Source organism: Arthrobacter psychrolactophilus (assembly GCF_003219795.1).
In the GTDB taxonomy this organism is placed as follows: domain Bacteria; phylum Actinomycetota; class Actinomycetes; order Actinomycetales; family Micrococcaceae; genus Specibacter; species Specibacter psychrolactophilus.
This window is the reverse complement of the sequence record NZ_QJVC01000004.1, coordinates 209,233-234,193: the sequence shown is the minus strand read 5'-3', so window position 1 is coordinate 234,193 and position 24,961 is coordinate 209,233. Positions and strand designations below refer to the sequence as shown.

Here is a 24,961-nt window from a genome sequence, read left to right as displayed (position 1 = left end):
AGCGGACGGCACCTCGGTGCTCGGTGGGTGGCGCGAAACTACGCCAGAGAATTGGCCAGGGCGCTCACTGCCAGCGCGTACCCATGCACGCCAGCGCCGACAATGACGGCGCTGCACACCGGTGAGAGGTAGGAGTGGTGCCGGAATTCCTCGCGCTTATGAACGTTGGAAATGTGCACCTCAACGGTAGGAATCTCCACGCTGGCGATCGCATCTCGCAGCGCCACGGAGGTGTGCGTGTAGGCGCCCGCATTGATGATGATGCCCACCGCCGTGCCACGGGCCGCGTGAATGGCATCAATCAAGACACCCTCATGGTTGGACTGCAGGCAGGTGATGCTGAACCCTACGGCTTCGGCAGCCGCGGTGGTGACCTGTTCGACGTCGGACAGGGTCGCTGAGCCGTAAATTCCGGGTTCGCGGGTGCCCAAGAGGTTCAAGTTGGGGCCGTTGAGAACCAACAGCGTGCCGCGGTGAGGTGCAGTCGAAGAAGTCATGGCTTAATAATGCCCCACGTCAGCGCCACACCGCGTCAGCCAAGAGCTAAAACGCACCTGCTTCTGCGTTGACCCGTCAGGTAACGCCCTTCAGAACGTGGTCAGAACGCTGTGAAGCGGCGCTACCTGACGGGTCAACGCACGGAAGCGGAAGGTGAGGCTCACGCCGTCGTACTTTGGCGGGGAAACACACCAAGGGAGCCTGCCACGTGACAGAATCCCCTCGTGCCGGACCCACTACGTCTCCGATGACGCTGTTTCGGTGCTGACGATACGCAGCTTCCCCACCCTTTCACGCAGGACTCTTTGGGCTTCCAGGCCGAGATTGTCGTCGCTGATGAGCTCGTCCACGTCTTCCAGCCCGGCGATGGTGCTTATTCCAACCGTGCCCCACTTGCTGTGGTCGGCCAGGACCACCACCTTGCGGGCGGCCGCAATGAGCGCCCGGTCCATCTCGGCTTCGAGCAGGTTGGGGGTGGTGAAGCCGGCGTTTTCATCCACCCCATGAACTCCGAGGAACAGCACATCGAGGTGTAACGACCGGACCGACGCGGTGGCAATGGGGCCTACCAAAGCATCCGAGGGCGTGCGCTCACCTCCCGTCAGGATGACCGACACGCGAGAACCCGCGGACTGAAAAACATCGGCAATCTTCACGGAGTTGGTCACGACCGTGAGGTTCTTGCGAGAGCTGAGCGCCTTCGCCAGCACCCACGTGGTGGTACCGGCACTGAGTCCGATCGCCATGCCATCTTGGACAAGCGCCAGCGCCGCCTGGCCGATGGCCCGCTTTTCATGAGTATTTTGGGTGGACTTGAGCTCGAAACCGGGCTCGTGCGTCCCGGCGCCTCCCGGGACTTTAGCGCCGCCATGGATCTTCTGGACCAATCCGGCGTCGTCCAAGGAATCAATGTCCCGACGAACCGTCACAACGGACACGCCAAGGGCTTCAGCTAGGTCAACGACCCGAGCGACTCTCTCCCGAGACACGATGGCTACAATTTCGCTGCGCCGGATGTCTGCAAGCATGGGAACCTCCTCGGTTCGAGTGTGGAATGAGCGGGGCCGCACATTTAGCCCTTGCTGGAACCCAGTGTCAGGCCAGCGACGAAGTGCCGTTGGAGCAGCAGATAAATGACAAGAGTTGGGATGACGGTGATGGTTGCCCCGGCCGCCAGCAGGTTGTAGTTCGAGAGGAATGTGCCCTGCAAATTGTTGATGGCCGTGGTCACCGGGAGTCGATCCCCGCTTTGGATGAAGAGCAAGGGCCAGAAGTAGTCGTTGTAGATGAAGATGAGTTCTAGGGTAGCCAAAGCGGCGATCGCGGGGCGGCACAACGGCATGATGATGGAAACGTATTGGCGCCAGATCCCTGCTCCGTCCACCAGTGCGGCCTCGGTCAAATCACCCGAGAGAGCCTTCATATAGTTGGACAAGACGAAGGTGCAGAAGCCAATTTGGAAGGCTGTATTGGCGATGATGACGGATATATAGGTGTTCAAGAGGCTGCCGGAGTCGCTAAACCAGTAAGGCAGCTGGAGGAGCTTGAACATTTCAAATAGCGGCGTGGCGAGAACTTGTGGCGGAAGCAGGTTTCCCGCCGTGAACATGATGAGCAGCGTGATGTTGAATTTCCAGCTCACCCGGCTGACAGCAAAAGCCATCATGGAACTGCACAAAAGCACCAAGATAATGGTGGGGATTGTGATGATCAGCGAGTTCGCGAAGTAGCGCGGGAAGCCGCCCTGGGTCCAGGCCTGGACGAAGTTGTCGAAGTTAAAGGCGCCGCCAAGGCTGAAATAGCCAAATTTGTCGGTGTCGGCCTTGGGGCGGAGCGCCGTGAAGAGTGCCCACCCCAGCGGGACCATCCACATGATGGCCATGACGGTCAAGAAGATGTGGGTGCCGTAGTGCGGTCGTTTGAGCCCGTGGCCGATGCCGCCGGTGGCCTCTCGGGTGGTTCTCGTGGCGGAAGTAGACATTAGAACTTCTCCTTCCGGAAGGTGCGGGAGAGGTAGATGGTGATGGGAACCAAGGAGATGACTAGCAGGATCACGGCGAATGCGGAGCCGATGCCGATCGATTGGCCTTCTCCGATGAGGTAGCTGATGACGAGGGCGCTGATGAGTTCTAGCCCGTTGGTGCCCTTGTTGATGACCCAGACAACGTCAAAGGCGCGAAGGGATTCGATGATGGTGATGACCACGATGACAATGTTGATGGGCGCCATGGCGGGGAAGACAATCCGGAAGAAGGTCTGGGTAGCATTTGCGCCGTCCAAGGAGGCAGCCTCCTTGAGGGATGCATCCACGCCCTTCAAGCCGGCTAAGTACAAGATCATGACGTATCCGGCGTGACGCCAGGTGGCCGCTATCAGGGCGGCCCAGATGTTGACGCTGGAATCGCCAAACCAGTCAACGGCCTCTGGCGTACCTGCCGTACCCAGAAGGAAATTCAGCAGGCCATTGTCCTTTTGGTAGAACAGCTGCCAAATGATGCCCACCAAGGCCAGGGACAACATGACGGGGACGAAGAAGATACTTTGGTAGATCTTGCTTCCGCGAATCTGCTGATCCAAGAGCACCGCAAGCAGCAGGCCCAGAGGTGTGGCGATGACCGCAAGGAACACTAACCACAGGATGTTGTGCTGGACGGCGGGCCAGAAGGCGGGGCTGTCGTTAAAGACGTAGCTGTAGTTGGCGAGGCCTGCGGCGCGGATGTCGGAGAGAGCCAGGCCGTTCCAGCGTGTGAAGGACAGCAGGACGGAGAGCAGAGTCGGGATCCAGACGAACGCGAGCTGGACCAGAGTTGGGATTCCGATCATGAATCCAAGGACCACTTTGTCCGTGGTGGAAAGGCGTTTAACTCCGGCATTTTTTCGGGGTCGTCGTGGTGATGCGGGGGCGGCCCGTTTGCCGTGTGGGGCTGGGGCAGAAAGTTCGGTGGGCGTGCTCATGGCAAACTCGTTTTCTCGCAGTGAACCGTGCAGGAGGGCGGGGACCGGGTGTGGTGGCGGGAGCTCGCCGCCACACCCGGGCGTATTACTGGGCCGCGTACAGAGCCTTAGCCTGTGATTCCATGTTCTTGACGTCCACGGTGCCGTCCTTGATGAACGCCTGCAATGCCGGGATCATGACGTTGTTAGCCATGGCCGGCAAAGCGTCACGGTCAAAGAACTGGCTGATGCTCTTGGCATTGGCAATGGTATCGGCGCACTTCTTCGTCAACGGCGAGAATGCCGAGGTGTCGGCACCCTTTGCGGTGGCGATGTTGGACGGGTCGACCTTTGCGTAGGCATCCTGACCTTCCGGCGTGCCCATGAAGGACATGAAGTCCTTTGCTGCTTGGTTGTTGCCGCCCTTCTTGGACAACAGCAGGCCATCGATCGGGGCTTCAACTGCGTCTTGACCTTCAACCGCAATCTCCGGGAAGGGGAAGAAGTCGATGTCGTCCAGGATGGCCTTGTCCGTGTACTGCTGGGTCACAAAGGATCCCAACAGATACATGCCGGACTTCTTCTTGCCCATGTTGATGGCCGCATCCTGCCAGGTCATGCCCAACGCGGCAGGGTTCTGGTACGGCAGCAGAGCCTTCCAGGTGTCAAAGACATCGCTGACCTTCTTCTGATCCCAGGTTTCCTTGTGAGCCGTCAGATCCATGTGGAACTGGTAGCCGTTGAGGCGCATGTTGATGTAGTCGAAGGTGCCCATGGCTGGCCAGCCGTCCTTGTCAGCGAACTCGATCGGTACCAAGCCGTCGGCCTTCATCTTCGCGCACAAGGTCGTGAGTGCATCGAAGGTGGTGGGAACTTCGTAGCCCTTTTCTTGCCACACACTCTTGCGGTAGAAGAAGCCCCAGGGGTAGTTGTAGTTCGGAACAAAGTACATCTTGCCATCGGGGCCTGTGGAGGCCTTCTTCATGGCGTCGGAGTAGTTGGCGCCAATGGTTTCCCAGACATCGTCGATGGGAGCCAGCAGACCCTTGCCCGCGTAGTACTGCATGCGGTAACCGGCGAACCAGGTAAATGAATCATCTGGGCTGCCCTGGAGGTAGGTGGAGATTTTGTTCTGGAAATCGTTGTGAGGGACAACGTTGGTGGTCACGACGTTCTTGGTTTTGGCTGTGAAGGCGTCTGTGACTGCCTTGTAGGCGGCCTTGGGGACGTCATCCGAGGAGCCGGAGCCAAAGGTCAAGGAGGTTGATGCTGCTGCAGAACCGCCTGGGCCGGATCCGCCGGTGCACGCTGCGAGCAGCGGAATGCCGGCCGCGCTGACGGCGCCCACGCCAAGCGTCTTCAGCAGAGTTCGGCGGTCAAAGGCTGAACGGATGATTCCCCGAGCAGACTGGTCTTCGTTGAATGACATGATTTCTCCCTTGAAATGCATAATCACGTGAAGTGGATCACATGAATCAATCGTCAAACCACATAAAAGAAACGTCAAGAGTCAAAAGAGAAACATTTCGATCACGGTGGTGTTTCTTTTGAGTAAGTCATTGCCACGGGAATGCACGGGAGAGGGCTTTCCCTGAAGCGCGGCGCGGATCAAGATACGGCTCCGAGAGCTGAGCGGAGTTTCCTGTGAATTTGCGCCCACGCGTCTTAACCCAGATCGAGGACGTAGTCGTTAGACCGAAAACACCGAACATCGGTGAAATCGGTCCAACAACTGCGTCCTCGATGAGGGGAGAGAAGGGGCGGGATTAGGCCTTCAGGGACTCCGCAATCTGGTTCATGACGGTGTTGTCGGCGAGGGTTGAGGAATCGCCAGCGGCGCGGCCCTCGGCCACATCCTTGAGCAAGCGGCGCATGATCTTGCCGGAGCGCGTCTTGGGAAGTTCCGGAACCACCAAGATGGTCTTCGGCTTGGCGATGGGGCCAATTTCCTTGCCCACGTGGTTTCGCAGGGTTGTCACGATATCGGCATCCTCCACGGCAGAGCCGCGCAGGATCACGAATGCCACAACGGCCTGACCGGTCGTCTCGTCGGCGGCACCCACAACGGCGGCCTCGGCGACGGACGGGTGGCTCACCAGTGCGGACTCGATCTCCGTGGTGGAGAGGCGGTGCCCGGAGACGTTCATGACATCATCCACGCGACCCAGGAGCCAAATGTCGCCGTCATCGTCCCACTTGGCACCGTCGCCGGCGAAGTACATGTCATCGAAGCGAGACCAGTAGGTGTCCTTGTAGCGATCCTTGTCGCCCCAGATGCCACGCAACATGGACGGCCAGGGCTCGCGGATCACCAGGTACCCACCATGTCCGTGGGGAACCGAAGCGCCGAGCTCGTCCACCACGTCGGCGGCGATGCCGGGCATGGGGACCTGAGCGGAGCCGGGCTTAGTGTTTGTCACCCCTGGCAGCGGTGCCACCATGATGGCGCCGGTTTCCGTCTGCCACCAGGTGTCAACGATGGGTGCATTATTGCCGCCAATGACGCGGCGGTACCACATCCAGGCCTCGGGGTTAATGGGTTCGCCCACAGATCCGAGCAGACGGATAGAGGACAGGTCGTACTTGGCGGGGATGTCCTCGCCCCACTTCATGAAGGTGCGGATCGCCGTCGGGGCCGTGTACAGGATGGAGACCTTGTACTTTTCTACGATTTCCCAGAAGCGGCCCTGGTGCGGGGAATCCGGGGTGCCCTCATACATGACCTGGGTTGCGCCATTGATCAGTGGCGCATAGGTGACGTAAGAATGGCCGGTGATCCATCCGACGTCGGCCGTGCACCAGAAAACATCCGTTTCGGGGTGCAGGTCGAACACAGCGCGGTGGGTGTAGGCGGTCTGCGTGAGGTAACCGCCGGTCGTGTGGAGAATACCCTTGGGCTTTCCCGTGGTGCCGGAGGTGTAGAGGATGAAGAGCGGGTGCTCGGCGGCATGCCCGACGGCGGTGTGCTCGGCTGAGGCGGTGCCAACAGTGTCGGCCCACCAAACGTCACGGCCCTCAACCCAGTTCACATCCTCGCCATTGCGCTTAACGACGACGACATTTTGTACGGAGTGACCAGGCGTGGCCAGGGCGTTGTCGACAGCAGGCTTCAAAGCGCTGGGCTTGCCGCGACGGAACGTGCCGTCGGCGGTGACAACGAGCTTGGCTTCGGCGTCGTCAATGCGGGAGCGTAGGGCCTCGGCGGAAAAGCCACCGAAGACCACCGAGTGAATGGCGCCGATGCGGGCGCAGGCCAACAAGGTGATGACGGCTTCCGGAATCATGGGTAGGTAAACGGCAACACGGTCGCCCTTAGCCAAGCCCAGGGTCTCAAAGGCGTTCGCGGCCTTCTTGACCTCCTCGGTCAGTTGAGCGTAAGTGTAGGTGCGGGTATCGCCGGGCTCGCCCTCGAAGTGGATAGCAACACGGTCGCCATTGCCAGCCTCGACGTGACGGTCAAGGGCGTTGTACGCAGCGTTGATCTCGCCATCCTCGAACCATGTGGCGAAGGGTGGGTTGCTCCAGTCCAGAGTCTTCGTGAAGGGCTTGCTCCACGTCAGAAGCTCGCGTGCCTGCTCGCCCCAGAAGGCGGGACGGTCTGTATTGGCCTTGGCGTATTCGTCGCCATGCACAATGGCGTTGGCAGCAAATTCTGCGCTTGGTGCAAAATGACGGTTCTCCGTGAGGAGGTTTTCCAGTGCGTCTCCGGACTGGTCGTCAGCTGCGGTGGTGACCTCAGACATCTAATATCCCTTCGTTCCTTCTTATGCTGTTGTCCCGTGAACCATCGACCACGCAGCTTCGCGTGGCATTCCCTTTCGGGCTGGCAGCGGTGCGCAGTGTGGTCTTACGGACAACGTCGTGTTCTGCCATAAACTGTAGCGCTTCCGGCGATCTAACGTGTTCGCCGTCACAGGTGATTGGGGTCAATGGCGTCATATCTGCGCTCAAATGCATGATCTTCCCCACTGACAAGGTAGTGACACCTTTTACTTCGGAGGGTTTTGCTGGGTTTTAGCTGTGGCTCGCTAGTGTTGGCGGTCCACGGTAACTAGGCTGGGGATCAATCGTGACATTAGAGGAGTCAGACCATGACAGTGCAATCTACGTCTTCCCCCCAGACGGCCACCGGCACCACGGGCCCAGCGCTCAGTAACGCCGTCGTTGGCCCGTTGACTATCCGGGACCTTGGGGTTCTGGGCTCGGTCCTGATCATTTTCGTGGCCTCAGTGGTGCCGATCATCCAGACGTTGGCCGGCAGCCTGAACCTGTGGAACACCGGGGGTCTGTTCTACCTTGCCATCGGCGTCATTTTGCCGCTGATCGTGGGTGCTCTGTTCCTCGCCCGCCGCATGAGCCCCAAGACTCAGCTTCGTGTCGGCTCGCTGTCCACGGACCAGTTCGCCTCCGTCGTGGCTTCCTTTGCCACCTTTTTCTTCTTCACGGGAACGGTGACAAGCTTCGGCATCGCCTACCTCGTCGGCTTGATCGGCTCGTTGCTGCTGCTAGCCTTCACGGCCTGCGCCCAGTGGATCCCGGCCTTGGCCTCGGACTTTGTTGGCCGCCCCGAGGTTCCGGCTCACCTAGTAGCGCGCGACGCCGTCCCTGCGGTTAAGCGCCCCTCCGCACCGAAGCCTGAGGTTGAGAAGGCAGGACCAAAGGTCACCGCAACGCCCAAGACCTTTGAAAAGGGTGCTTCCTTCGGGGCCGCCGTAAGTCCCGCGCCTGCTCCTGAGGATTCAGCTGACGACAAGGACACCTCCGATGTGGCCGCCGATGCTCCTTCGGCTTGGGGCACCTCACAGTCTTCACTGGGGCACCTTGCCGCAGGCCAGATTTTCACACCGGCTAAGGAAACTTCCCCGGCGGCACAGACCGCTCATGCCGTGGCTGGCGCCGAGGCAAGCTCTCCTATCAACCCAACCCAGACCTTCCAAATAGCCGACGTTGCTGCCGAAATTGCCAAGCAGGACGCTGCGGCAGCTGCCGAGGAGAACGCGCCGGAAGTCGAGGAGCCCGCCGCTACCCCGCCCGCCAGCGAGGAAGCCGAGCAACCCGCGGAGGAGAGCCCCGCCGTCGAACTGGCCGAGGATGAAAACGCCACCAGCATGAACCCGCAGGTGGCTCCCGTCGCTGAGCAGGACGTTGCGGAGCCGGCCAAGGAAAGCATCGGCGCGACTGTGGATCCGCAGGTAGCCACGACCGTCAGTACGGAGCCGTTCTGGTTCGCCGTTGATCGCCCGCAGAACGTGATCGACGAAGGCACCCGCCAGTTCGTATTCAAGCTCAATCCCGGCGCCTGGATTTTGGCGCTGGAGGACCGTGGCAGCAGCTTCCTCGTTCAGGACAGCCAGGGAAAGACTGGCGTTTTGCTCGATCTCGTGGGGATTGAGCGCGCCTCGGACAGCCAGTAATGTCGCAGGAATCGGCGCTCGCGCTCAAGCGGCGGGCCCGGAAAATCAATCGCGAGCTGGCGGAACTGTACCCGTATGCGCATGCGGAATTGGATTTCCGAAACCCCTTTGAGCTGTTGGTGGCCACGGTGTTGTCCGCCCAAACCACCGATATTCGGGTCAACGCGGTCACGCCGGGACTCTTTGCGCGCTTCCCAACCCCGTTGGCGATGGCGCAGGCGTCCAGCGTGGAGCTCGAGGACATCATCCGCCCCACTGGATTCTTCCGCGCGAAGGCGAGCAATCTCTTGGCCTTGGCAACGCGTCTCGTCGATGAGTACGACGGCGTGATCCCGGCTTCGCTGGCAGATCTCGTCACGCTCCCGGGAGTTGGGCGAAAAACCGCCAACGTGGTGTTGGGTAACGCCTTTGGTGTCCCCGGCATCACGGTGGACACGCACTTTATGCGTCTGGCCAAGCGCTTCGGATGGACCGAATCCACGGATCCCGTGCGGATCGAGAGTGATGTGGCTGCCCTGTTCGAGCCGAAAGACTGGACCATGCTCTCGCATCGGGTGGTTTTTCACGGTCGACGGATCTGTCATGCGCGCAAGCCCGCCTGCGGCGCCTGCCCGATTGCTCACTTGTGCCCCGCCTATGGCGATGGCGAGGTAGATCCCGTGAAGGCTGCCAAATTGCTCAAGTACGAGTTGGCTCCCGGTCAGGAAGAGTTGTTGGCGCGGATGCAGGCTGATGTTGCTAACGCGGCGCAGTATCGACAGGAATCGCAATTGGCCGCCCGTACCGGGCAAGCGAGCGATCCGGTGGGTGGACACTCGTGAGCGCCTATGCCGATCTTGTGGGGCTCGCCGAGAGGGCAGCCACACTGACGACCATTCGCGGGGTGGGGCGGCCCGCTTCGTGGGCTGTCGGAGCGGATGAGGCCACGTACCGTAACGCCGCTGTACTCATGCTGTTCGGGGCGTTGGACAATGTTCCGGCGATCTCGAACAAACCGCTAGTTTCTGCGGATCTGGACGTTCTCCTGATTGAGCGGGCGGCAACGCTCAACGATCATCCGGGACAGGTGGCATTTCCTGGCGGAGGAGTAGACGCCACCGATGATTCCATCCTGGCGGCGGCCTTGCGGGAAGCCGAAGAAGAAACTGGGCTCGACCCCAGCGGCGTCGAGATTCTAGGGACCTTGCCCGAGGTGCCCTTGGTTGTGAGTAATTTTATGGTGACCCCGGTCGTGGGGTGGTGGGCTCGCCAGAGTCCCGTGGACGTGGTTGATTTTGGCGAATCGGCGCAGGTTTTTCGGGTCCCGGTGCGCGATCTCTTAGATCCAGAAAATCGCTTCACCGCCGTCTTGAAAAGGGGCCGACAGACCTATCGGGGTCCGGCCTTCGCCGTTAACGGTTTGGTCGTTTGGGGATTCACCGCAGGAATCTTGAACTACGTATTCCAAGAATTGGGCTGGTCGGTTCCCTGGGACGAACAGCGCGAAATTCCCGCACCCATCTAGTCTCCTCCGGAGACGCTAAGCGACTCACACGGTGCTACTTGGCGTCTGCGTAGCACTGGACCACGCTGACATTGACCGGAAACTCCAACGGAATCTTGCCAAAAATCAGCTCGGTGGCCGCACGCGAGGACTCATGGACGATCTGCTTAACCTCCTCGATGAGGTGATCCGGGCAATGCACCATGACCTCGTCGTGCAAGAATGCGACGAGCTGAGGCGTCCCAGGCTGAGCCGCACCGTCACCGGAAAAATCTGGTGCAACAGCGGCGCTGGCTGCCAAGACCCGCAGCCTCCGTCGAAGTTCGGCTAACCAACAACACGCCCACTCGGCGGCCGTCCCTTGAACGACGAAGTTGCGGGTAAAACGGCCCCGGGACCTGGCAGCTTGTTCGGCTCGGCGTTGCTCGGCAGCGTTTGTGCTGCGCTGCCCATCTCGCCACTCTTGGGAGGTGGGAGGGGTGCTTCGGCCCAAATAACTCGTGACGCGTTCTCCACGCTCACCTGCCCGGGCCGCTTGTTCCACGAAGTCCAGCGCGCGCGGGTACATGCGCGCCAGCTGCGGAACCAAGCGACCAGAATCGCCGGTCGTTGCTCCGTAGATGGCACCCAACAACGCGACTTTAGCCATGCTGCGATCGCCATCGAAACCTTCTGCCGCGATTCCGGCGTACAAGTCCTTGTTGTTCCCTGCGGCATCACCTCCGGCGGCAGCCATGGCCGTGTCTTGGGCCAACGCCGCCAAAACTCGTGGCTCCAATTGGGCAGCGTCGGCGACAATGAGTGAATATCCAGGATCGGCCACGGCCGCGTGACGGATTTGTGCCGGGATCTGCATGGCGCCGCCGCCACGTGAGGCCCAACGGCCCGAGACCACACCGCCCACCACGTATTCGGCGTGAAAACGGCCATCCTTGACCCATTGCTGGAGCCAGTTCCAACCGTTCGTCGTGAAAAGTCTGCTGAGCTTGCGGTAGTTCAGGAGAGGTTCTATGACCGGGTGTTTGAACTCTTGGAGTTCCCAACTACGGGTGGATTTTGTTTCGATACCTGCCCGATGCAGAGCTCGCATGAGGTCCTGCGGCGAATCTGGATTCAGCGATGGTGCGTTGAGAGCGGTGCGTAATTGTCCTGCCAGCGCTTCCAATTTTTCGGGATGAGCGAAATTGGCTGGCTCCGGTCCAAGTAAGTCATTGAGTAACCTCCTATGTAGTTCTTCCCGCCAGGGGATACCTTCATAGTGCATCTCTGCTGCGACCAAGGCGCCCGCAGATTCTGCACTGAGCAAAAGTGTCAGCCTTGCCGGGTGTGTGGAGGAAGCGATAGCTGTTTTCTGGGCCACGAGCTCGCGAGCCACGGCGGCCAGATCCCATGAAACGGGGGTTGAGGATGACGGTGGAGCGTCGAAAAGGCTCTCTTGTCCGGCCTGCGCGCCGTAGATTGATGAGCTGCCCCGGGCTGGATCGACCTCCGGCGGCAGCGGCGTGAAATTTTGCTGATATCCGGTAGCGGCAGCAAACTCCGAATACTGCAAAATGTTCTGGCACAGCGCGAGATCATGGCACTTTTCTACCCGGATGCCGTCGGCCAGAAGGCCGGGATACCAATGGATGGCCCGATCCCAGACCCACCGTGGGTGGTGCGTTGCCTCGAGCGATTGAACGGCGGAGCCGAGTTGTGAGCGCTCGATCGTTTGGGCTGGAGCGGCCACCGTTCCGTCGTCGTTCCGAAGCTCAACCAAGACGGTGGAGGACTCGGGACCCGTGGCCAGCAATGCGTACATAAGTTCTATTGTCCACTGGAAAGGGCCAGTATTCCTCCACAGTTATCCCGTGGCCCGAAGTTATTCACTTTTGGCAGCGGAGCTATGGAAGTCCTTTGATTGGGGCGGCACAGTTACTCCATGAGAAGTCGCCAAACTCTGCCAACGGGCCGCACCGGGGATCCTTGGATCCCTCACAGGAGCACCTCAGTATTGCTGTTGTCGTCCTCCTCCGAGGTCCAAGGTGCCGCGGGGCGGGTGTGTGCGGCAGCCGCCGTCGAACTTTTGGTGATGCACGGGCTGGAGCAGGCAGTTGCACGTTGGGACGATGTTGCAGCCGTGTTGATTGATGCCACCGGGACAATGACCGGGCTCGATGGCTGGAGGGGGCCACTGGTCGTGGTGGGGCTTGCCACAGATGCCGTGCTGGCTTGGCAGCAAGCCGAGCAGTTGGGTGCGGATCGGGTTGCGATCTTGCCGGAGTCGGCACCATGGCTGGCCAACTATTTGAGTTGTCTGCGGAGTCCGGTTTCGGGAGCGGGTGTCGTGGGAGTTGTGGGCGGATGCGGCGGTGTCGGTGCCTCAACCTTGGCTGCGGCGCTTGCTGTGAGTGCGGTTAAACGCGGCGTTCGAACGCTACTGGTCGATGGTGACCCTTGGGGCGGTGGGATGGGCTGGCTGTTGGCTGCGGATGAGGCGCCTGGCCTGCATTGGCCGGAGTTACTGCGGGCATCGGGTGCCATCAATCCCGAACAGCTCGCGGCATCATTGCCTTATTTTGCGGGGTTGGCGGTGCTGTCCTGGAACACGGACACCCCGGGGAGCAACGTGCCATTTGGGCTGGCACAACTGGGGGAGCAGGGGCCAACGGCGGTGGGTGAAGTCATGCGAGCGGCGAGGGGCGCCTACGGTTTAGTGGTGGTCGATATTGGGCGGACACCGGACACTTTCGCCTCCTTGGCCCGGCACTGTGACGGAATTGGGGTGCTGGTTCCGGGACGGGCGCGAGCAGTCGTCGCCGCCGCCTCCGTGGTGGGTGCCCTGCCGTTGAAGCCTGCGGTGGCTATTGTTCGAGGACCTCTCCAGGAGGGGGTAGACGCGGCTACGGTTGCGGCAGCGGTTGACTTGCCACTGGTGGGCACCATGCCACGGTTACGCGGGGCTGCGGAGGTGATGGGATCCCAACAGCTCCTCGAGTTGGTCCGACGGCGGCCCATGCGAAGACTTGTCACGAATGTTTTGAAGTGGATGGCAGGAGACGACACCCGGGATGCGGACCGTCAGTCGAGTAGCTCCATGGTGGGCGGTGGCAGGTGATGACTACCGATCCGCAACTGGACAGCACTTCCTTAGGGCCCTGGGGCGGGAGTGTGGACGCTCAGCTACTCGACACAGTTCGGCGCAGTGTGTTGGCGCAGGCTGGTCCGGTCACGGAACTCCAGGTTGCCGCGGCAGTACGCGAGAGTGGCCGTCTGCTCGGCGCCTCGGGATCGCTGATGGCGATGGAAAGGATTACGGCAGAACTCAACGGCTTGGGCCCGCTTCAAGGGCTGGCTAAAGATCCTGAGGTCACGGATATTTTTGTCAATGCACCGGACTCGGTGTGGCTCGATCGGGGCTCCGGGCCTGAACGCGTAGACGTGCGATTTTCCTCCGAAGGAGACTTACGAGCGCTCGCCGTCCGGTTGGTGGCCAGTGGCGGACGCCGGCTGGATGAGAGCAGCCCCTGCGTGGATGTGAGAATCGCTGCCGGATATCGTATTCATGCTGTGCTGCCGCCTATCTCTGCCGCGGGGACCCTACTCTCCATCAGGATCAAGCGACGAACCGTTCTGACACTTCAGGACATGGAGAATGACGGAAGCCTAGAACCCGTAGTTTCCCAGGTCTTGAAATCCATCATGTCGCACCGGCTGAACTTCTTGATTAGCGGGGCAACGGGAGCCGGGAAAACCACCCTGCTCTCGGCACTTCTGGGGCTTTGCCCCGTGCGGGAGCGCATCGTCCTCATTGAGGATGCTGCGGAGCTGGAACCAGAACATCCACACGTGGTCACAATGGAGGCGCGACACGAGAACGCAGAAGGAGCAGGTGCGGTCGATCTAGCGGAACTTGTCCGGCAGGCACTGCGCATGAATCCGGGCCGACTCATTGTTGGCGAATGCAGGGGTAGAGAAGTACGCGAACTGCTCATGGCCTTGAACACTGGACACAGCGGTGGTGGCGGGACGATTCACGCAAATAGTGCCCGTGACGTCCCTGCCAGGTTGGCAGCTTTGGGTGCGCTCGCCAGCATGTCACCCGAGACAGTTTTCCTGCAAGGAGCCAGTGCCCTTGATGTGGTGATCCACCTAGCCCAAGTTCAGGGGCGCCGGGTAGTTGCAGAGATTGCTGTCGTTGAGTTGGACCATGGCCGTCTCGAAGTTGTACCCGCACTAACACGCCATGCGACCCAGCCGAAGGAACATAGCTCCAGTAGGGGTGCTGGAGTCACTGCCGGGCAAGGATGGCCGCTACTTGCGCAAAGACTACAGCTCGATGAGCAGCTGACACCACCACCAGAGACGACATGAAGATGTGCAGGCCCCAGCTATGAGCGCGATCATCATCTTTGTCCTCTCTGCCTGTGCCTGTGGCCTCATAAATTTACAGCGACCCACGTGGGTAGTCACCACGAAGTGCGGGCACAACCGTACAAAAAACAAGCACCGTCCTTCAGCTCCCACTGCCGAGGCCCTCCCACGTCTGATCCGCCAACTGGCATCACTACTCGCCGCCGGACGGACGGGCGAACTCCTTTGGGAAAGCCTTGCGATGGTCCTCACCGTTGAGCAGACCCGAATTCCAGAACATGCTCGATCCCCAGCCAAGGACGCCCCGCATTCCGTAGAAAAACGAACTCACCATCCAACAGGGCTCATTCACGAACAGCTGGAAGCCACGTTGCACTTGGTCCTCACCGTGGAGCGAGCCAACGCTTTAGGCCTGCCCACAGCCACAGCGATCCGGAACGCCTGCACCAACGGTGCTCCGAAGAACAATGGCCACAGGGACGGGTGGGACGCCCGAAGGAGAGGGCTGGGGACGGAACAAATTCGCATGTGGCTAGATATCGCCGCCTGCTTCGACGTCTGTGAAGCCAGCGGGGCTCCTGTCGCGGAAGTTCTCGAACGATTGGCCACCTCCATGGAAGCCGATCATGATGCTGCCGCATTGCGAGAAACAGCGCTCGCAGGCCCTCGAGCAACCGTGAAGCTTCTGACGTGGCTCCCACTTCTCGGGCTTGGCCTCGGAATCTTGATGGGTGTTGATCCGCTCGCAGCGCTCCTAGGGAGTCCCCTGGGCTGGGCAGTCTTGTTGGCGGGAGGTGTCTTTGCCATTGTCGGGAGGGTATGGTCCGGAAGCATGATTTCCCATGCTGCGCAAACCATAGGTTCCTCGACAGGACGCAGAAAGACCGGCAAGACATAACAGAAGCATGCTCACCAACGAATCGAGGATTAGCCATGAGCGCGTTCATCGTCTTTGCTCTGACGGCGCTGGCCAGCCTGATCATATGTGGTAAACAGCAAAGGCGACTTCCGAACTTTGAATCACATCGCACCGAAGTTGGTATCTCCCGGCGCATCCTTGGCCCTCACGAGGGCGAATCAGGCGGAGGCGGTTGGAGACGCCGCTGGCCGTTTCATGGAGAATCCTCACGTGCCTCTGAGCCGGGAGTAGCCTCCGTTCCGTTGCTCCTGGAGTTACTGGGGACGGCTTTAGATTCCGGGCTGACGATTCAGGGCGCCCTCCGCGCGGTGGCCCACGTTGCCACGCCCGGCCTCCAGTCACAACTTCTGCGCGTGGTTGCGGGGTTGGACATCGGCGCTTCTTGGCAAGACTCATGGGAGGGGCATACCGCCCATGCCGACATTGCACAGATTCACGATGCGCTAAGTTTCGGGGCTATCACGGGAGCTTCCTCGGCAGCTTTGCTGTATGCCGAGTCCAAACGGCTGCGCAAGGCGGCAAGTCGCCATGCCGAGAAACGCGCTGCAGCACTGGGAGTGAAACTGGTGCTCCCGCTGGGCCTTTGTTCTTTGCCAGCCTTCATTGCCTTGGGAATTGTGCCGGTTGTCATGGCGATGATTCCTGACTTTTAGCGAGAACCATTCATCCACAGGCCTAGCTGGGGTCCGCACTATCCACCAAAGGTCAAAGTGGTCTTTTGCCGAAGGGCAGAGGAGGGAAGAGTTCATTCATCAACTAGAAAAGTCGCCCCGCTTGGTAAGGGGTTTGTAGATAGCACCAAGGAGTTGAGATGAACAGTAACGACGCCGCGCGAGGAATGATGATCCGTTCAGAAGAGGCCGTGAACAAGAGTAACGTCAGCGAGATCTTTCCCGGAGCCAGTCAGAACCCGCCTATTGTGAACAAGTCCATTCACCCTGAACGGGCACGGCTGCCGTGGACCCGAGGGTTGTGGTCGGCAAGGTCATGGAACGGCAAGCGCTGGGCTAAATCGGGGATTGAAGCCGGGATGGCTACGGCAGAATATGCCATCGCTACCCTGGCCGCCGTGGGATTTGCCGGCTTGTTGGTCGTCATCCTGAAAAGCGATGAAGTCCGAGGTTACCTGCTCAACATCATCCGAACTGCTCTAAGTTTCTGAGTAGCGGTGGTGATATCGCCGTGATGAGCATTCTGTGCCAGTTCCCCCGCGAGACAAGTGCGAACGATTCCCGGTTTTCTCACAGATCCAGCGGCATCCGGGGTTCTGTGACCGCGGAACTGGCAGTCGTTCTTCCCGCGGTGACCGCCCTTCTCGCGATGCTTCTCCTGAGCGTCTCGGCCGGAATGCTGCAGCTTCGACTCGAAGAAGGCGCCAGGGCCGGCGCGAGAGCCCTGGCACGGGGAGATTCTTCGACTCAGGTTGTGGATATTGTCGCTCGGGTGTCGGGCCGGGGAGCTTCGGTTCACCTGTCCGAATCTGGTGGTTACGCCACAGTATCGGTCAGCGACCACGTGCGCGGGGTACTCTCCGCTATTGTTCCGTGGACGCAGACCGCGCAGGCTAGCGCGAGGTTAGAAAGCCGGACGGCCGGGACGAAGAATTCGGTTCCAGAGAACCCTCCACGGATTGAAAAAGTTTGCCGGGGCACTACCAAGCTCAAGGCAACACTCTGGCGGTGGGTGAGAGGTCCTTCGTGCCCGCAAGCGACGGGGCGCTGCATGGCAACGGCGATGAGTTCAGGCGGTGGTCTCCATGGACAAGAATGAACAAGGCGCGGGGACAGTATTGGCTCTGGGGCTTGTCTTCGCCATGTTGTTGCTCCTAGGCATGGTGCTCATGCTCGGACAGGGTGTCAATGCGGCAGGAAGGGCGGCCACGGCTGCCGATTTATCTGCCTTAGCTGCTGCGGATGCTTACCGGGGGCTCTCCTCTGGTGCGCCGTGCCAGGTTGCTGCCGACGTTGCGGCTCGTCACGGGGCCTCGCTCATGGCCTGCACATTGGCGGGTGATTATTCCCTGAGCGTGCAGGTATCCGTCAAGACGCCATTGCCCTGGCTCTTCACCGGCATGGCCCGGGCGGGGCCGCCACCAGATACGGTCAAGCCCGGACTGCCATGAACGGTAGTGCCGAAACTTCTCTGCCCTGTGCATATCCATGGCACATTCATCAGATGCGCGAATCCGCGTACGTTTCTTGAAAACTGAACAGTGAAAGTGTGGCTAGCGAGGCAGGGTGCGCTGCGGGGCTTTGTTGAGCAAAAGCTTTAGCAGCAATACGGCGCCAGCCTTATCCAGGGGATTGTTCTTATTGCCGCATTTCGGTGACTGCACACAGGAGGGACAGCCGGAGGGGCATTCGCAAGCCTCGATGGCGTCCAAAGTCGCTTTGAGCCACGTCCGAGCCATATCGAAACCACGCTCGGCGAATCCGGCCCCGCCGGGATGCCCATCATAGACAAAGATTGTTGGCTGTCCCGTGTCCGCATGAATAGCTGTCGATACCCCGCCAACATCCCACCGGTCGCTCGAGGCAACCAATGGAAGCAAACCAATCATCGCGTGTTCGGCCGCATGAAGAGCGCCTGGGAACTGTGGTTCGACGAGGCCACCGCTGAGCATCGTCTGATTATCGAGAGTGAACCATACAGCCTTCGTGAATAAGTCACGGGCTTCGAGCTCTAATGGTTCTTCGCCAAGAACCTCATTGGAGATGATCGCCTTGCGCTGGAAGGAGACCACCTGGGTGCGGACCTGAACTGGCCCGAAATGCATCTCAACGGGACCCCACACCTCGTTTTTATTGGATTCCAGAACCTCGATCTGGGTCACGTCTCGGGCTGTTGTGTAGAAGTCCGGGGTACCTCGGCGCACGAGGGCGCAGTGATCGGCCTCGTTGAGTTCCAGCACCACGTAGCTGGTCCCTTGATGAACGTACACGGCACCCGTATGGGCCTGGTAATGAGACTGTGGGGAACCCATGGTTCCTAGAAGAGCGCCTGTCTCGGCTTCGATGATGTTGATGGGGCCGCCCCCGTCCTCACGCAGGTTGACCATTGCGGCCGCGCTTTGGGGGTGCGTCCAGAACCAGCCCGCTGGCCTCTTACGCAGATAGCCTTGCGCCACCAATTGATCGAGCAACGCCGGGGTGCTGTCATCAAAGATCGACAAATCTGTGAGGGTAATGGGAAGTTCGGCGGCAGCCGCACAAAGATGAGGGCCTAAGACATAAGGGTTTGAAGGGTCAAAAACGGTGGCCTCAACCGCACGATCAAAAATTGCTTCGGGATGATGAACGAGAAAGGTATCAAGGGGATCATCGCTGGCGACAAAGGCAGCTAAGGCGTCCTGGCCGGCCCTACCCGCACGGCCAATCTGCTGGAAAAAGGATGCTCGTGTTCCGGGCCAGCCAGCCACCAGAACAGCATCCAACCCGGAGATATCGATTCCGAGTTCGAGTGCGGACGTGCTCGAAACGCCAAGGAGATCTCCCGAGCGGAGCGCTTTTTCTAGCTCTCGTCGTTCCTCGGGAAGGTATCCGGAGCGATAGGCAGCTACCCGAGAAGGAAGGCTGGGGTCGACATCATCTAGAAGCCGTTTGGTGACGCTTGAGATGGTTTCAGCGCCGCGACGGGATTTGATGAAGGCAATGGTTCGCACATGGGATGAGACCAGGTTTGCCAGTAGATCTGAGGTTTCGGCGATGGCGGTGCGGCGGGATTGGGCACCATTTTCACCTTTGAAATCAGTCAATTCTGGTTCCCATAGAGCAACGGTAGTCGCGCCGTGAGGGGAGTAGTCTTCTGTGACCGTAGTGACGGGGGCGCCGATGAGCCGGGCAAATGATTCACCGGGGTCGGCCGATGTGGCAGAAGCACCAATAAACACTGGGTTGGCCCCGTAGTGCGCGCAGATTCGACGAAGACGCCGCATCAAAACTGCAACATGGGACCCGAAAACGCCGCGGTAGCTGTGGGCCTCATCGATGATGACGAACTTGAGACGTTTGAAGAAACGGGCCCACCAAGCGTGGTTTGGCAGTATGCCGAAGTGCAGCATGTCGGGATTGCACAAGATGAAATTGCTGTGGTCTCGGATCCAGCGCCTATCGGCGGGAGCGGTGTCTCCATCGTAGGTGGCAGCGCGCAGCGTGGACAGATTGAGGGAGTTCAGGGCAGTCAGCTGGTCTGCTGCGAGTGCCTTCGTGGGGGAAAGATACAAAGCGACGGCGCCGTCGCTCTCAAGCAGTCCAGGGTTTTCTTTGACGCGCAGGGCGGCTCGGTGGACGGCATCTAATGCTGGCAGCTGGTAGGCAAGTGACTTACCTGAGGCGGTTCCTGTTGCAATGATCGTGTGCTCACCGCTGTGGGCCGCATTGGCGCCGAGTACTTGATGCCGCCACGGTTGAGCCACACCTAAAAAAGAGTACGCATTCACTAGATCCCGATGCGCCCATTCGGGCCAAGCCTCATTGACGGCTTGGCGTGCTGGAATACGGCGGACGTGCTGCAATTGCGGAGGGTTGTTCCCTCCGCCCAACTGCGAGATCAGCGAATGATTGGTAGACACTTCATCATTGTGTCACCGCAACAGTTACAGCTTGGCCATCTCGTCTAGTCGTTCACGTGGCACCAGCACCGTGACGGGGCTCAAGCTACGCCACCCGAGTTTGTAATACAGCTCTTGTCCGGCAGCGCTAGCCATGACTAGCCCCGTTGTAACGGGGTAGTCGAGGGCTCTGGCGGTGATTGTTTTCATCATCAGCATGCCAAAGCCACGTCGGCGATAGGCGGCACTGGTTTTGAGCCCATCGAAGATGGCGTAATCGTCATAGATGCCGACCCTACCGCTGGCCACAGCAGTTTGGCCGTGCATGATCGCCGCCGAAAATCTCGCCTTACATGCTGAGGAACTGTGCCTACCGCCAATCTTCTTGACGACAACGGATAGCTCGGGGTCTCCCAAGAAGGGCTCCTGATTGTCCTGAGTTTCCATGGCACACACCATGAGTCGTTCCGAGGTGGAGACCATGCCCATCCTGTGTTGATGTGCCAACGCCACATAGCGGTGAATATCTGGCGCAATCACCGAGTAGGCCCGCTGAGAGGACGCAGTCACGACCTCGGCCACAGCGGCAAATTCAGCAGAATTGGGTGTACAGCTGAAGTACTCCCAGTCACCATTGCGATCTAGGCGTTGGGCTGCAAAATAGCCGTCTCCAATGCGACTGGGATAGCTGCGGAGCGCGCTCCAACCGGTGAACCATGCTGCTGCGTGGACCGCAAGCTCCGAGGAACCATCCATCATGGTTCTAGCCTATGCCCGGAGTGCTTGTCATCACGAACAGTTGTCCATTTGGCGGCGCAAAGTAGGCTTTAAGACGTGTCGATGAACAAAATTGTGCTCTTTTACGGCTTTACCCCTCTGAGCGATCCGGAAGCGATCAAGCTATGGCAGCGCGCCTTATGCGAAAAGCTCAACCTCAAGGGTCGCATCATCATCTCCAAAGACGGCATTAACGCCACCGTTGGTGGTGACATCAAGGACCTCAAGCAGTACCTGAAGACCACGCGCGAATATGCCGGTTTTAGGAACATGGACATTAAATGGTCCGATGGTACGGGCGACGATTTCCCCCGCTTGAGCGTGAAAGCCCGTGACGAGATTGTCAGCTTTGGGGCGCCAGGAGAACTCAAAGTCGATGAGAACGGCGTTGTTGGCGGAGGTACGCATCTCAAGCCCGAGGAACTCCACGAACTGGTCGCCGCGAAGGAGTCTAACGGGGAAGAAGTTGTTTTCTTCGACGGACGCAACGCCTTCGAGGCACAGATCGGCAAGTTCAAAAACGCCATCGTTCCCGACGTTGACACGACGCACGACTTCATCAAGGAACTGGATTCCGGTAAATACGATGATCTGAAGGACAAACCGGTCGTCACCTACTGCACCGGTGGCATTCGATGTGAGGTGCTCAGCTCACTCATGGTCAACCGCGGCTTCAAAGAGGTCTACCAGATGGACGGCGGAATCGTCCGCTACGGTGAGACTTTTAAAGACAAGGGCCTTTGGGAAGGTTCACTCTACGTCTTCGATAAGCGCATGCACATGGAGTTCAGCGACGAAGCAAAAGAAGTTGGCCATTGCATCCGCTGCAACAAGCCCAGCAACAAGTTTGAGAACTGCTCTAACCCCAGCTGCCGTAATCTCAACCTTTACTGTGAAGAGTGCGCCAGCGCCCCGGAAACCCTGCAATGCCCGCAAGGTTGCACGGACTAATTCCGATTGCCCTCCCAAGCACAGCCGCAGCCGCGACTGCGCTTGGGAACAAGGCGCCCTAACGAGTGCTAGACCGTAATGAGCTCCATCGTGGGCCCCTCATGCAAAGCCACATAGACGCGATTACGTAGTTCATTCGCCTCCGTGGAGGTGAGCGTTCGCTCGAGAGATTGCAAGGTTAAGCGCAGCAAAATATTCGCCTGCCCTGGCTGCAAACCCAGTCGAAGCACGGCTCCTGCCGGAAGCGCTGAGGCTGGTGTTACTTCCAACACCGCCAAATCGGCCAGAATGTCCGCGTCTAGACCCAAAGCGGAACGGGCCGCATCCCCCAAAACCTCAGCATCGACGTCGTCCGCGCAGACGAGGGATAAATCTCGGCGCATCGGTGGCATGGTGGACACCGGGTTGTAAGGGTTCAGATCGTTTAGTTGGCCGGAAATGCGGGGATCCGTGGACCGCAATAGACGGATATCATCCATGCCCTTGCGGAGCATCACCGCCCGGTCCAATCCCATACCGAGTGCGAGTCCATACCAGCGTCGCGGATCAAGACCTGAGGCACGCAGGACCGAGGCCGCCACTAACCCGGCCTCGGCAAGCTCCAACCATTCGCCATTAAGCTCCACATCAAGTTGAACGCCGGCCGTTGTGTAAGGATGCGTGCTCGGCGTGGTCCGCCAGCGAGCACCGGGCAGAACTGCCTCCACGACGGCGCCCAGCATTTCATTCAGATCAGGAACACCCAAGAGTCCTCGTGAGCGTAGCCGCCACAAATCCACTTGATGCGGCGTGCCGACATGGGTGCGATCCACGGCGTCGCGCCGGTACACCAGGCCGGGGAGTACATGGAGGGTGTCATATCTACGCAGCTCCGGCTGCAGCGTATCAAGCACGGCAGGCATCCCCGCCGATGTGTGGCTGCGCAGCATGACGGTAGGGCTGATGTGCCGAGAATATCGGGAGTCGCGGGTGACGTCGTCTGGGCTGAATCCTAGGCGATCGTAATTATCGCGGACTGAAACCAGTGGGCTGGGGCGATGCTCAACGACAGGCAAGGCCCAGAGCTGTGTAAGAGCCTCCGTGACCGATGCCAGCATGGCGGAGACTGCATGTCCGGAGTCAGGAGCGCTGAGATCAGGGACGGTGAGAGCAGATTGCAGGGCGGAAAGAGAGAGGTAGGTGTGCATGATGAATCCTTCGGTATCCGGATGGTGATGGGTTTAGAACCCCTCAGCCGCTGCCGGATGGACTCAGCGCGTCAGCGAAGTAGCCCATGCGGCCAAAGGCGGCCGAGGGCAGGTAAATCGCTGAACTGTTTGCATAAATCAATCCTACGCCTGCCGAGAGCGCCACAACTCGATAGGCTGTTCTAATGACTGATTTCGCCACCGTTCCTGACGCCCCGCGTAGTGACAACCTGACCACCCTTGCCACCTTGGCCGCAGACCTTGCCGCCGTTAATTACACGGTCGACGGCGTGGCGGAGCTCCTTGGTGACGTGGCTAATCAAGCCTTAGCTCGGGACCAGATGGTGCCAGCAGCCTTGGCGCTGCGCGATAACCACGAAGCGCTGGGCGCCGTGGTCAAGCTGTGGCTGCTCGCGGACCACCTTCCGGAAGAAGCCTTAGCGCAGGCCTTACCCAGTGTCGGCCTTGAAACGCTCACTCATCTGGGACTGATTGAAGCCGCCCCTGAGCCCGGCATGGTGCGTGCCGCCGTCGACCTTCGTCCCTATGGTTGGCCAGCCGCCGAAGAGGATGGCCAGGACGTCAACTTGTGGGTTGCCAGCGACCTTGGCGCCCATCAGCGCCCCGGGGTCCTGCGCAAGGACCACGTTCTGGGCATCGGTCAGGCCTCCTTGACCTTGGCTCAGGGCACAATCCGTCGGGACGTCGACCGGGCCCTCGATCTGGGCACCGGCTGCGGAATTCAGCTATTCCACCTGCTGCACCACGCCCAAAACGTTGTTGCGACCGACATCTCGGAACGCGCCTTGGCCTTCACCCGCTTCAATCTGGCCCTCAACGCGCCGGAATTAAAACTGTCCGAGGCAGACTTTGAGGCAGACAACGCGAAGGCTCGAATTTCATTGCGCCTAGGCAGCCTGCTCGAACCGGTTGCCGGCGAATCCTTTGACCTGGTGGTCTCCAACCCGCCATTCGTCATCACCCCGCGCCACCGTGGTGAGCAGAGCAGCGAGCAATTCACCTACCGCGACGGGGGTATGGCGGGCGATGCCATCGTAGAGACCCTCGTTCGAGAACTGCCCAGTATCTTGAACCCCGGCGGGACAGCGCAGATGCTGGGCAACTGGGAAATCAGCGAGAACGGTGACGGCACCGAGCCTGCATGGCAGACCCGCCCCGAGCAGTGGCTGGCACCGGGCACGGAAGCCTGGTTCATCCAGCGTGAGCAAGTTTCACCCGGTGGGTACGCCGAAACCTGGTTGCAGGACGCCTCGCAGGGACGGGATTCCGCCGCGTACACCAGTGCTTATGAGGACTATCTGCTTGATTTTGCCTCCCGCAAGGTCGTGGGAATTGGATTTGGGTACATTTTGTTGCGTCGCCCCGCGGCCGGGGAGCATCCCGGTGATTCACGGTTTGAGGAAATTCTCTACCCCATCGAGCAGCCGGTAGGGCCGCACCTTGCCGATGCCCTAGCGCGAACTCAGTGGTTGAAGCAGCGCCCAGATCTTGCTGAGGAATTCCTTCTTTCAGCCTCCGACGTGACCGAGGAACGCCACCAAAAACCGGGAGCCGAGCATCCCGGTGTCATCCTCTTACGTCAAGGTGCCGGGCTGCGGCGAACCAACCTGTTAAGTACGGAGTTGGCGGGCTTCGTGTCAGCGTCCGACGGCGACCTTACCGTTGGGCAGATTATCGGCGCCTTGGCCATGTTGCTGGAGCGTGACGACGAGGAATTTGTGCTCTCTCTCAGTAGTGATGTTCGCAACCTCGTCAGGGATGGCTTCCTTATTCCAGCGCCGGAGGAGAGTGAATCCGAGGGCGAAGCTAGCCAGTGATTTGCCCAAAGCGACTACCGTGGGCGCATAGTTATATGAAATCAGTTTCCCGAGCAAT

General features: G+C 59.7%; 22 protein-coding genes. 12 read left to right on the top strand and 10 right to left on the bottom strand.

Annotated elements, in window-relative coordinates; translation table 11 throughout:
• Positions 1-38: 38 nt before the first annotated feature.
• The 6 genes from aroQ to acs all read right to left on the bottom strand — a co-directional run bounded on the left by aroQ (position 39) and on the right by acs (position 7,175).
• Entirely contained in the window at positions 39-497 is a 459-nt protein-coding gene (gene aroQ, locus CVS30_RS07250) for a type II 3-dehydroquinate dehydratase (protein ID WP_110484660.1), read from the bottom strand.
• Positions 498-734: 237 nt separating this feature from the next.
• Entirely contained in the window at positions 735-1,526 is a 792-nt protein-coding gene (locus CVS30_RS07245) for a DeoR/GlpR family DNA-binding transcription regulator (protein WP_110484659.1), read from the bottom strand.
• Positions 1,527-1,570: 44 nt separating this feature from the next.
• Positions 1,571-2,479 carry a carbohydrate ABC transporter permease gene (locus CVS30_RS07240; RefSeq protein WP_110484658.1) on the bottom strand — a complete coding sequence of 303 codons (909 nt, stop codon included), beginning with the start codon at positions 2,477-2,479 and terminating at the stop codon, positions 1,571-1,573.
• Complete coding sequence (locus CVS30_RS07235) at positions 2,479-3,321, bottom strand: carbohydrate ABC transporter permease (RefSeq protein WP_245934481.1); 843 nt, start codon at positions 3,319-3,321, stop codon at positions 2,479-2,481. Before CVS30_RS07235 ends, CVS30_RS07240 begins: the two co-directional genes overlap by 1 nt.
• A gap of 217 nt (positions 3,322-3,538) precedes the next feature.
• Complete coding sequence (locus CVS30_RS07230; protein ID WP_110484780.1) at positions 3,539-4,861, bottom strand: ABC transporter substrate-binding protein; 1,323 nt, start codon at positions 4,859-4,861, stop codon at positions 3,539-3,541.
• A 337-nt stretch (positions 4,862-5,198) separates the two neighbouring features.
• Positions 5,199-7,175, bottom strand: coding sequence for an acetate--CoA ligase (acs, locus tag CVS30_RS07225; RefSeq protein WP_110484656.1), 1,977 nt, complete (start codon positions 7,173-7,175; stop codon positions 5,199-5,201).
• A gap of 348 nt (positions 7,176-7,523) precedes the next feature.
• Here acs and CVS30_RS07220 point away from each other — a divergent pair, with 348 nt between their 5' ends.
• The 3 genes from CVS30_RS07220 to CVS30_RS07210 are packed head-to-tail and all read left to right on the top strand — an operon-like array spanning position 7,524 to position 10,350.
• Entirely contained in the window at positions 7,524-8,846 is a 1,323-nt protein-coding gene (locus CVS30_RS07220; protein ID WP_110484655.1) for a hypothetical protein, read from the top strand.
• The gene (nth, locus tag CVS30_RS07215; protein ID WP_110484654.1) at positions 8,846-9,667 is read left to right on the top strand and encodes an endonuclease III; all 822 of its coding nucleotides are present in this window, start codon (positions 8,846-8,848) and stop codon (positions 9,665-9,667) included. The genes CVS30_RS07220 and nth overlap by 1 nt, the downstream gene beginning before the upstream one ends.
• The gene (locus tag CVS30_RS07210; protein ID WP_245934480.1) at positions 9,664-10,350 is read left to right on the top strand and encodes an NUDIX hydrolase; all 687 of its coding nucleotides are present in this window, start codon (positions 9,664-9,666) and stop codon (positions 10,348-10,350) included. The genes nth and CVS30_RS07210 overlap by 4 nt, the downstream gene beginning before the upstream one ends.
• Positions 10,351-10,384: 34 nt before the next feature.
• On the opposite strand, the gene CVS30_RS07205 is transcribed toward CVS30_RS07210, so the two are convergent.
• Positions 10,385-12,130: a bifunctional 3'-5' exonuclease/DNA polymerase gene (locus CVS30_RS07205; RefSeq protein ID WP_110484653.1), complete on the bottom strand. Its 1,746-nt coding sequence runs from the start codon at positions 12,128-12,130 to the stop codon at positions 10,385-10,387.
• A 120-nt stretch (positions 12,131-12,250) separates the two neighbouring features.
• Between CVS30_RS07205 and ssd the strand changes: the two genes are divergently transcribed.
• From ssd to CVS30_RS07175, 7 genes are all read left to right on the top strand, one after another.
• The gene (gene ssd / locus CVS30_RS07200) at positions 12,251-13,426 is read left to right on the top strand and encodes a septum site-determining protein Ssd (protein WP_110484652.1); all 1,176 of its coding nucleotides are present in this window, start codon (positions 12,251-12,253) and stop codon (positions 13,424-13,426) included.
• Positions 13,426-14,682: a TadA family conjugal transfer-associated ATPase gene (locus CVS30_RS07195; RefSeq protein ID WP_110484651.1), complete on the top strand. Its 1,257-nt coding sequence runs from the start codon at positions 13,426-13,428 to the stop codon at positions 14,680-14,682. Before ssd ends, CVS30_RS07195 begins: the two co-directional genes overlap by 1 nt.
• Positions 14,683-14,701: 19 nt before the next feature.
• Positions 14,702-15,580 (top strand): hypothetical protein, encoded by an 879-nt coding sequence (locus CVS30_RS17785; protein ID WP_146233369.1) that lies wholly within the window; start codon positions 14,702-14,704, stop codon positions 15,578-15,580.
• Between the two features lie 35 nt (positions 15,581-15,615).
• The gene (locus CVS30_RS07190) at positions 15,616-16,254 is read left to right on the top strand and encodes a type II secretion system F family protein (RefSeq protein ID WP_181419718.1); all 639 of its coding nucleotides are present in this window, start codon (positions 15,616-15,618) and stop codon (positions 16,252-16,254) included.
• A 158-nt stretch (positions 16,255-16,412) separates the two neighbouring features.
• The gene (locus CVS30_RS07185) at positions 16,413-16,763 is read left to right on the top strand and encodes a DUF4244 domain-containing protein (protein ID WP_245934479.1); all 351 of its coding nucleotides are present in this window, start codon (positions 16,413-16,415) and stop codon (positions 16,761-16,763) included.
• Between the two features lie 23 nt (positions 16,764-16,786).
• Positions 16,787-17,371: a TadE family type IV pilus minor pilin gene (locus tag CVS30_RS18390; protein ID WP_281268073.1), complete on the top strand. Its 585-nt coding sequence runs from the start codon at positions 16,787-16,789 to the stop codon at positions 17,369-17,371.
• Positions 17,358-17,723: an Rv3654c family TadE-like protein gene (locus CVS30_RS07175; protein ID WP_110484777.1), complete on the top strand. Its 366-nt coding sequence runs from the start codon at positions 17,358-17,360 to the stop codon at positions 17,721-17,723. The genes CVS30_RS18390 and CVS30_RS07175 overlap by 14 nt, the downstream gene beginning before the upstream one ends.
• Before the next feature lie 102 nt (positions 17,724-17,825).
• On the opposite strand, the gene CVS30_RS07170 is transcribed toward CVS30_RS07175, so the two are convergent.
• The gene (locus CVS30_RS07170) at positions 17,826-20,171 is read right to left on the bottom strand and encodes a DEAD/DEAH box helicase (protein ID WP_110484649.1); all 2,346 of its coding nucleotides are present in this window, start codon (positions 20,169-20,171) and stop codon (positions 17,826-17,828) included.
• A gap of 24 nt (positions 20,172-20,195) precedes the next feature.
• On the bottom strand, positions 20,196-20,909 hold the full coding sequence (locus CVS30_RS07165) for a GNAT family N-acetyltransferase (RefSeq protein ID WP_146233368.1): 714 nt from the start codon (positions 20,907-20,909) through the stop codon (positions 20,196-20,198).
• Between the two features lie 75 nt (positions 20,910-20,984).
• On the opposite strand from CVS30_RS07165, the gene trhO reads away from it, so the two are divergent.
• The gene (gene trhO, locus CVS30_RS07160; RefSeq protein ID WP_110484647.1) at positions 20,985-21,878 is read left to right on the top strand and encodes an oxygen-dependent tRNA uridine(34) hydroxylase TrhO; all 894 of its coding nucleotides are present in this window, start codon (positions 20,985-20,987) and stop codon (positions 21,876-21,878) included.
• 68 nt (positions 21,879-21,946) lie between these two features.
• Here trhO and srmL read toward each other — a convergent pair whose 3' ends face one another.
• A complete protein-coding gene (gene srmL, locus CVS30_RS07155) occupies positions 21,947-23,065 on the bottom strand; it encodes a PheS-related mystery ligase SrmL (RefSeq protein WP_110484646.1) in 1,119 nt (372 codons plus the stop codon).
• A 185-nt stretch (positions 23,066-23,250) separates the two neighbouring features.
• Here srmL and CVS30_RS07150 point away from each other — a divergent pair, with 185 nt between their 5' ends.
• Positions 23,251-24,903 carry a DUF7059 domain-containing protein gene (locus CVS30_RS07150; RefSeq protein ID WP_110484645.1) on the top strand — a complete coding sequence of 551 codons (1,653 nt, stop codon included), beginning with the start codon at positions 23,251-23,253 and terminating at the stop codon, positions 24,901-24,903.
• The last annotated feature ends 58 nt before the right edge of the window (positions 24,904-24,961 follow it).

Excerpts from the sequence above, each read along its gene's own strand:
- CVS30_RS07195 (WP_110484651.1), top strand. The coding sequence starts at position 13,426 with ATGACTACCGATCCGCAACTGGACAGCACTTCCTTAGGGCCCTGGGGC.
- ssd (WP_110484652.1), top strand. The coding sequence starts at position 12,251 with ATGAGAAGTCGCCAAACTCTGCCAACGGGCCGCACCGGGGATCCTTGG.
- CVS30_RS07165 (WP_146233368.1), bottom strand. The coding sequence starts at position 20,909 with ATGATGGATGGTTCCTCGGAGCTTGCGGTCCACGCAGCAGCATGGTTC.
- CVS30_RS07185 (WP_245934479.1), top strand. The coding sequence starts at position 16,413 with ATGAACAGTAACGACGCCGCGCGAGGAATGATGATCCGTTCAGAAGAG.
- CVS30_RS07150 (WP_110484645.1), top strand. The coding sequence starts at position 23,251 with ATGACTGATTTCGCCACCGTTCCTGACGCCCCGCGTAGTGACAACCTG.
- CVS30_RS07235 (WP_245934481.1), bottom strand. The coding sequence starts at position 3,321 with ATGATCGGAATCCCAACTCTGGTCCAGCTCGCGTTCGTCTGGATCCCG.
- CVS30_RS18390 (WP_281268073.1), top strand. The coding sequence starts at position 16,787 with ATGAGCATTCTGTGCCAGTTCCCCCGCGAGACAAGTGCGAACGATTCC.
- CVS30_RS07205 (WP_110484653.1), bottom strand. The coding sequence starts at position 12,130 with ATGTACGCATTGCTGGCCACGGGTCCCGAGTCCTCCACCGTCTTGGTT.
- aroQ (WP_110484660.1), bottom strand. The coding sequence starts at position 497 with ATGACTTCTTCGACTGCACCTCACCGCGGCACGCTGTTGGTTCTCAAC.
- CVS30_RS07230 (WP_110484780.1), bottom strand. The coding sequence starts at position 4,861 with ATGTCATTCAACGAAGACCAGTCTGCTCGGGGAATCATCCGTTCAGCC.
- CVS30_RS07245 (WP_110484659.1), bottom strand. The coding sequence starts at position 1,526 with ATGCTTGCAGACATCCGGCGCAGCGAAATTGTAGCCATCGTGTCTCGG.
- nth (WP_110484654.1), top strand. The coding sequence starts at position 8,846 with ATGTCGCAGGAATCGGCGCTCGCGCTCAAGCGGCGGGCCCGGAAAATC.
- CVS30_RS07240 (WP_110484658.1), bottom strand. The coding sequence starts at position 2,479 with ATGTCTACTTCCGCCACGAGAACCACCCGAGAGGCCACCGGCGGCATC.
- srmL (WP_110484646.1), bottom strand. The coding sequence starts at position 23,065 with ATGCACACCTACCTCTCTCTTTCCGCCCTGCAATCTGCTCTCACCGTC.
- CVS30_RS07175 (WP_110484777.1), top strand. The coding sequence starts at position 17,358 with ATGGACAAGAATGAACAAGGCGCGGGGACAGTATTGGCTCTGGGGCTT.
- acs (WP_110484656.1), bottom strand. The coding sequence starts at position 7,175 with ATGTCTGAGGTCACCACCGCAGCTGACGACCAGTCCGGAGACGCACTG.
- CVS30_RS07190 (WP_181419718.1), top strand. The coding sequence starts at position 15,616 with ATGAGCGCGTTCATCGTCTTTGCTCTGACGGCGCTGGCCAGCCTGATC.
- CVS30_RS07220 (WP_110484655.1), top strand. The coding sequence starts at position 7,524 with ATGACAGTGCAATCTACGTCTTCCCCCCAGACGGCCACCGGCACCACG.
- CVS30_RS17785 (WP_146233369.1), top strand. The coding sequence starts at position 14,702 with ATGAGCGCGATCATCATCTTTGTCCTCTCTGCCTGTGCCTGTGGCCTC.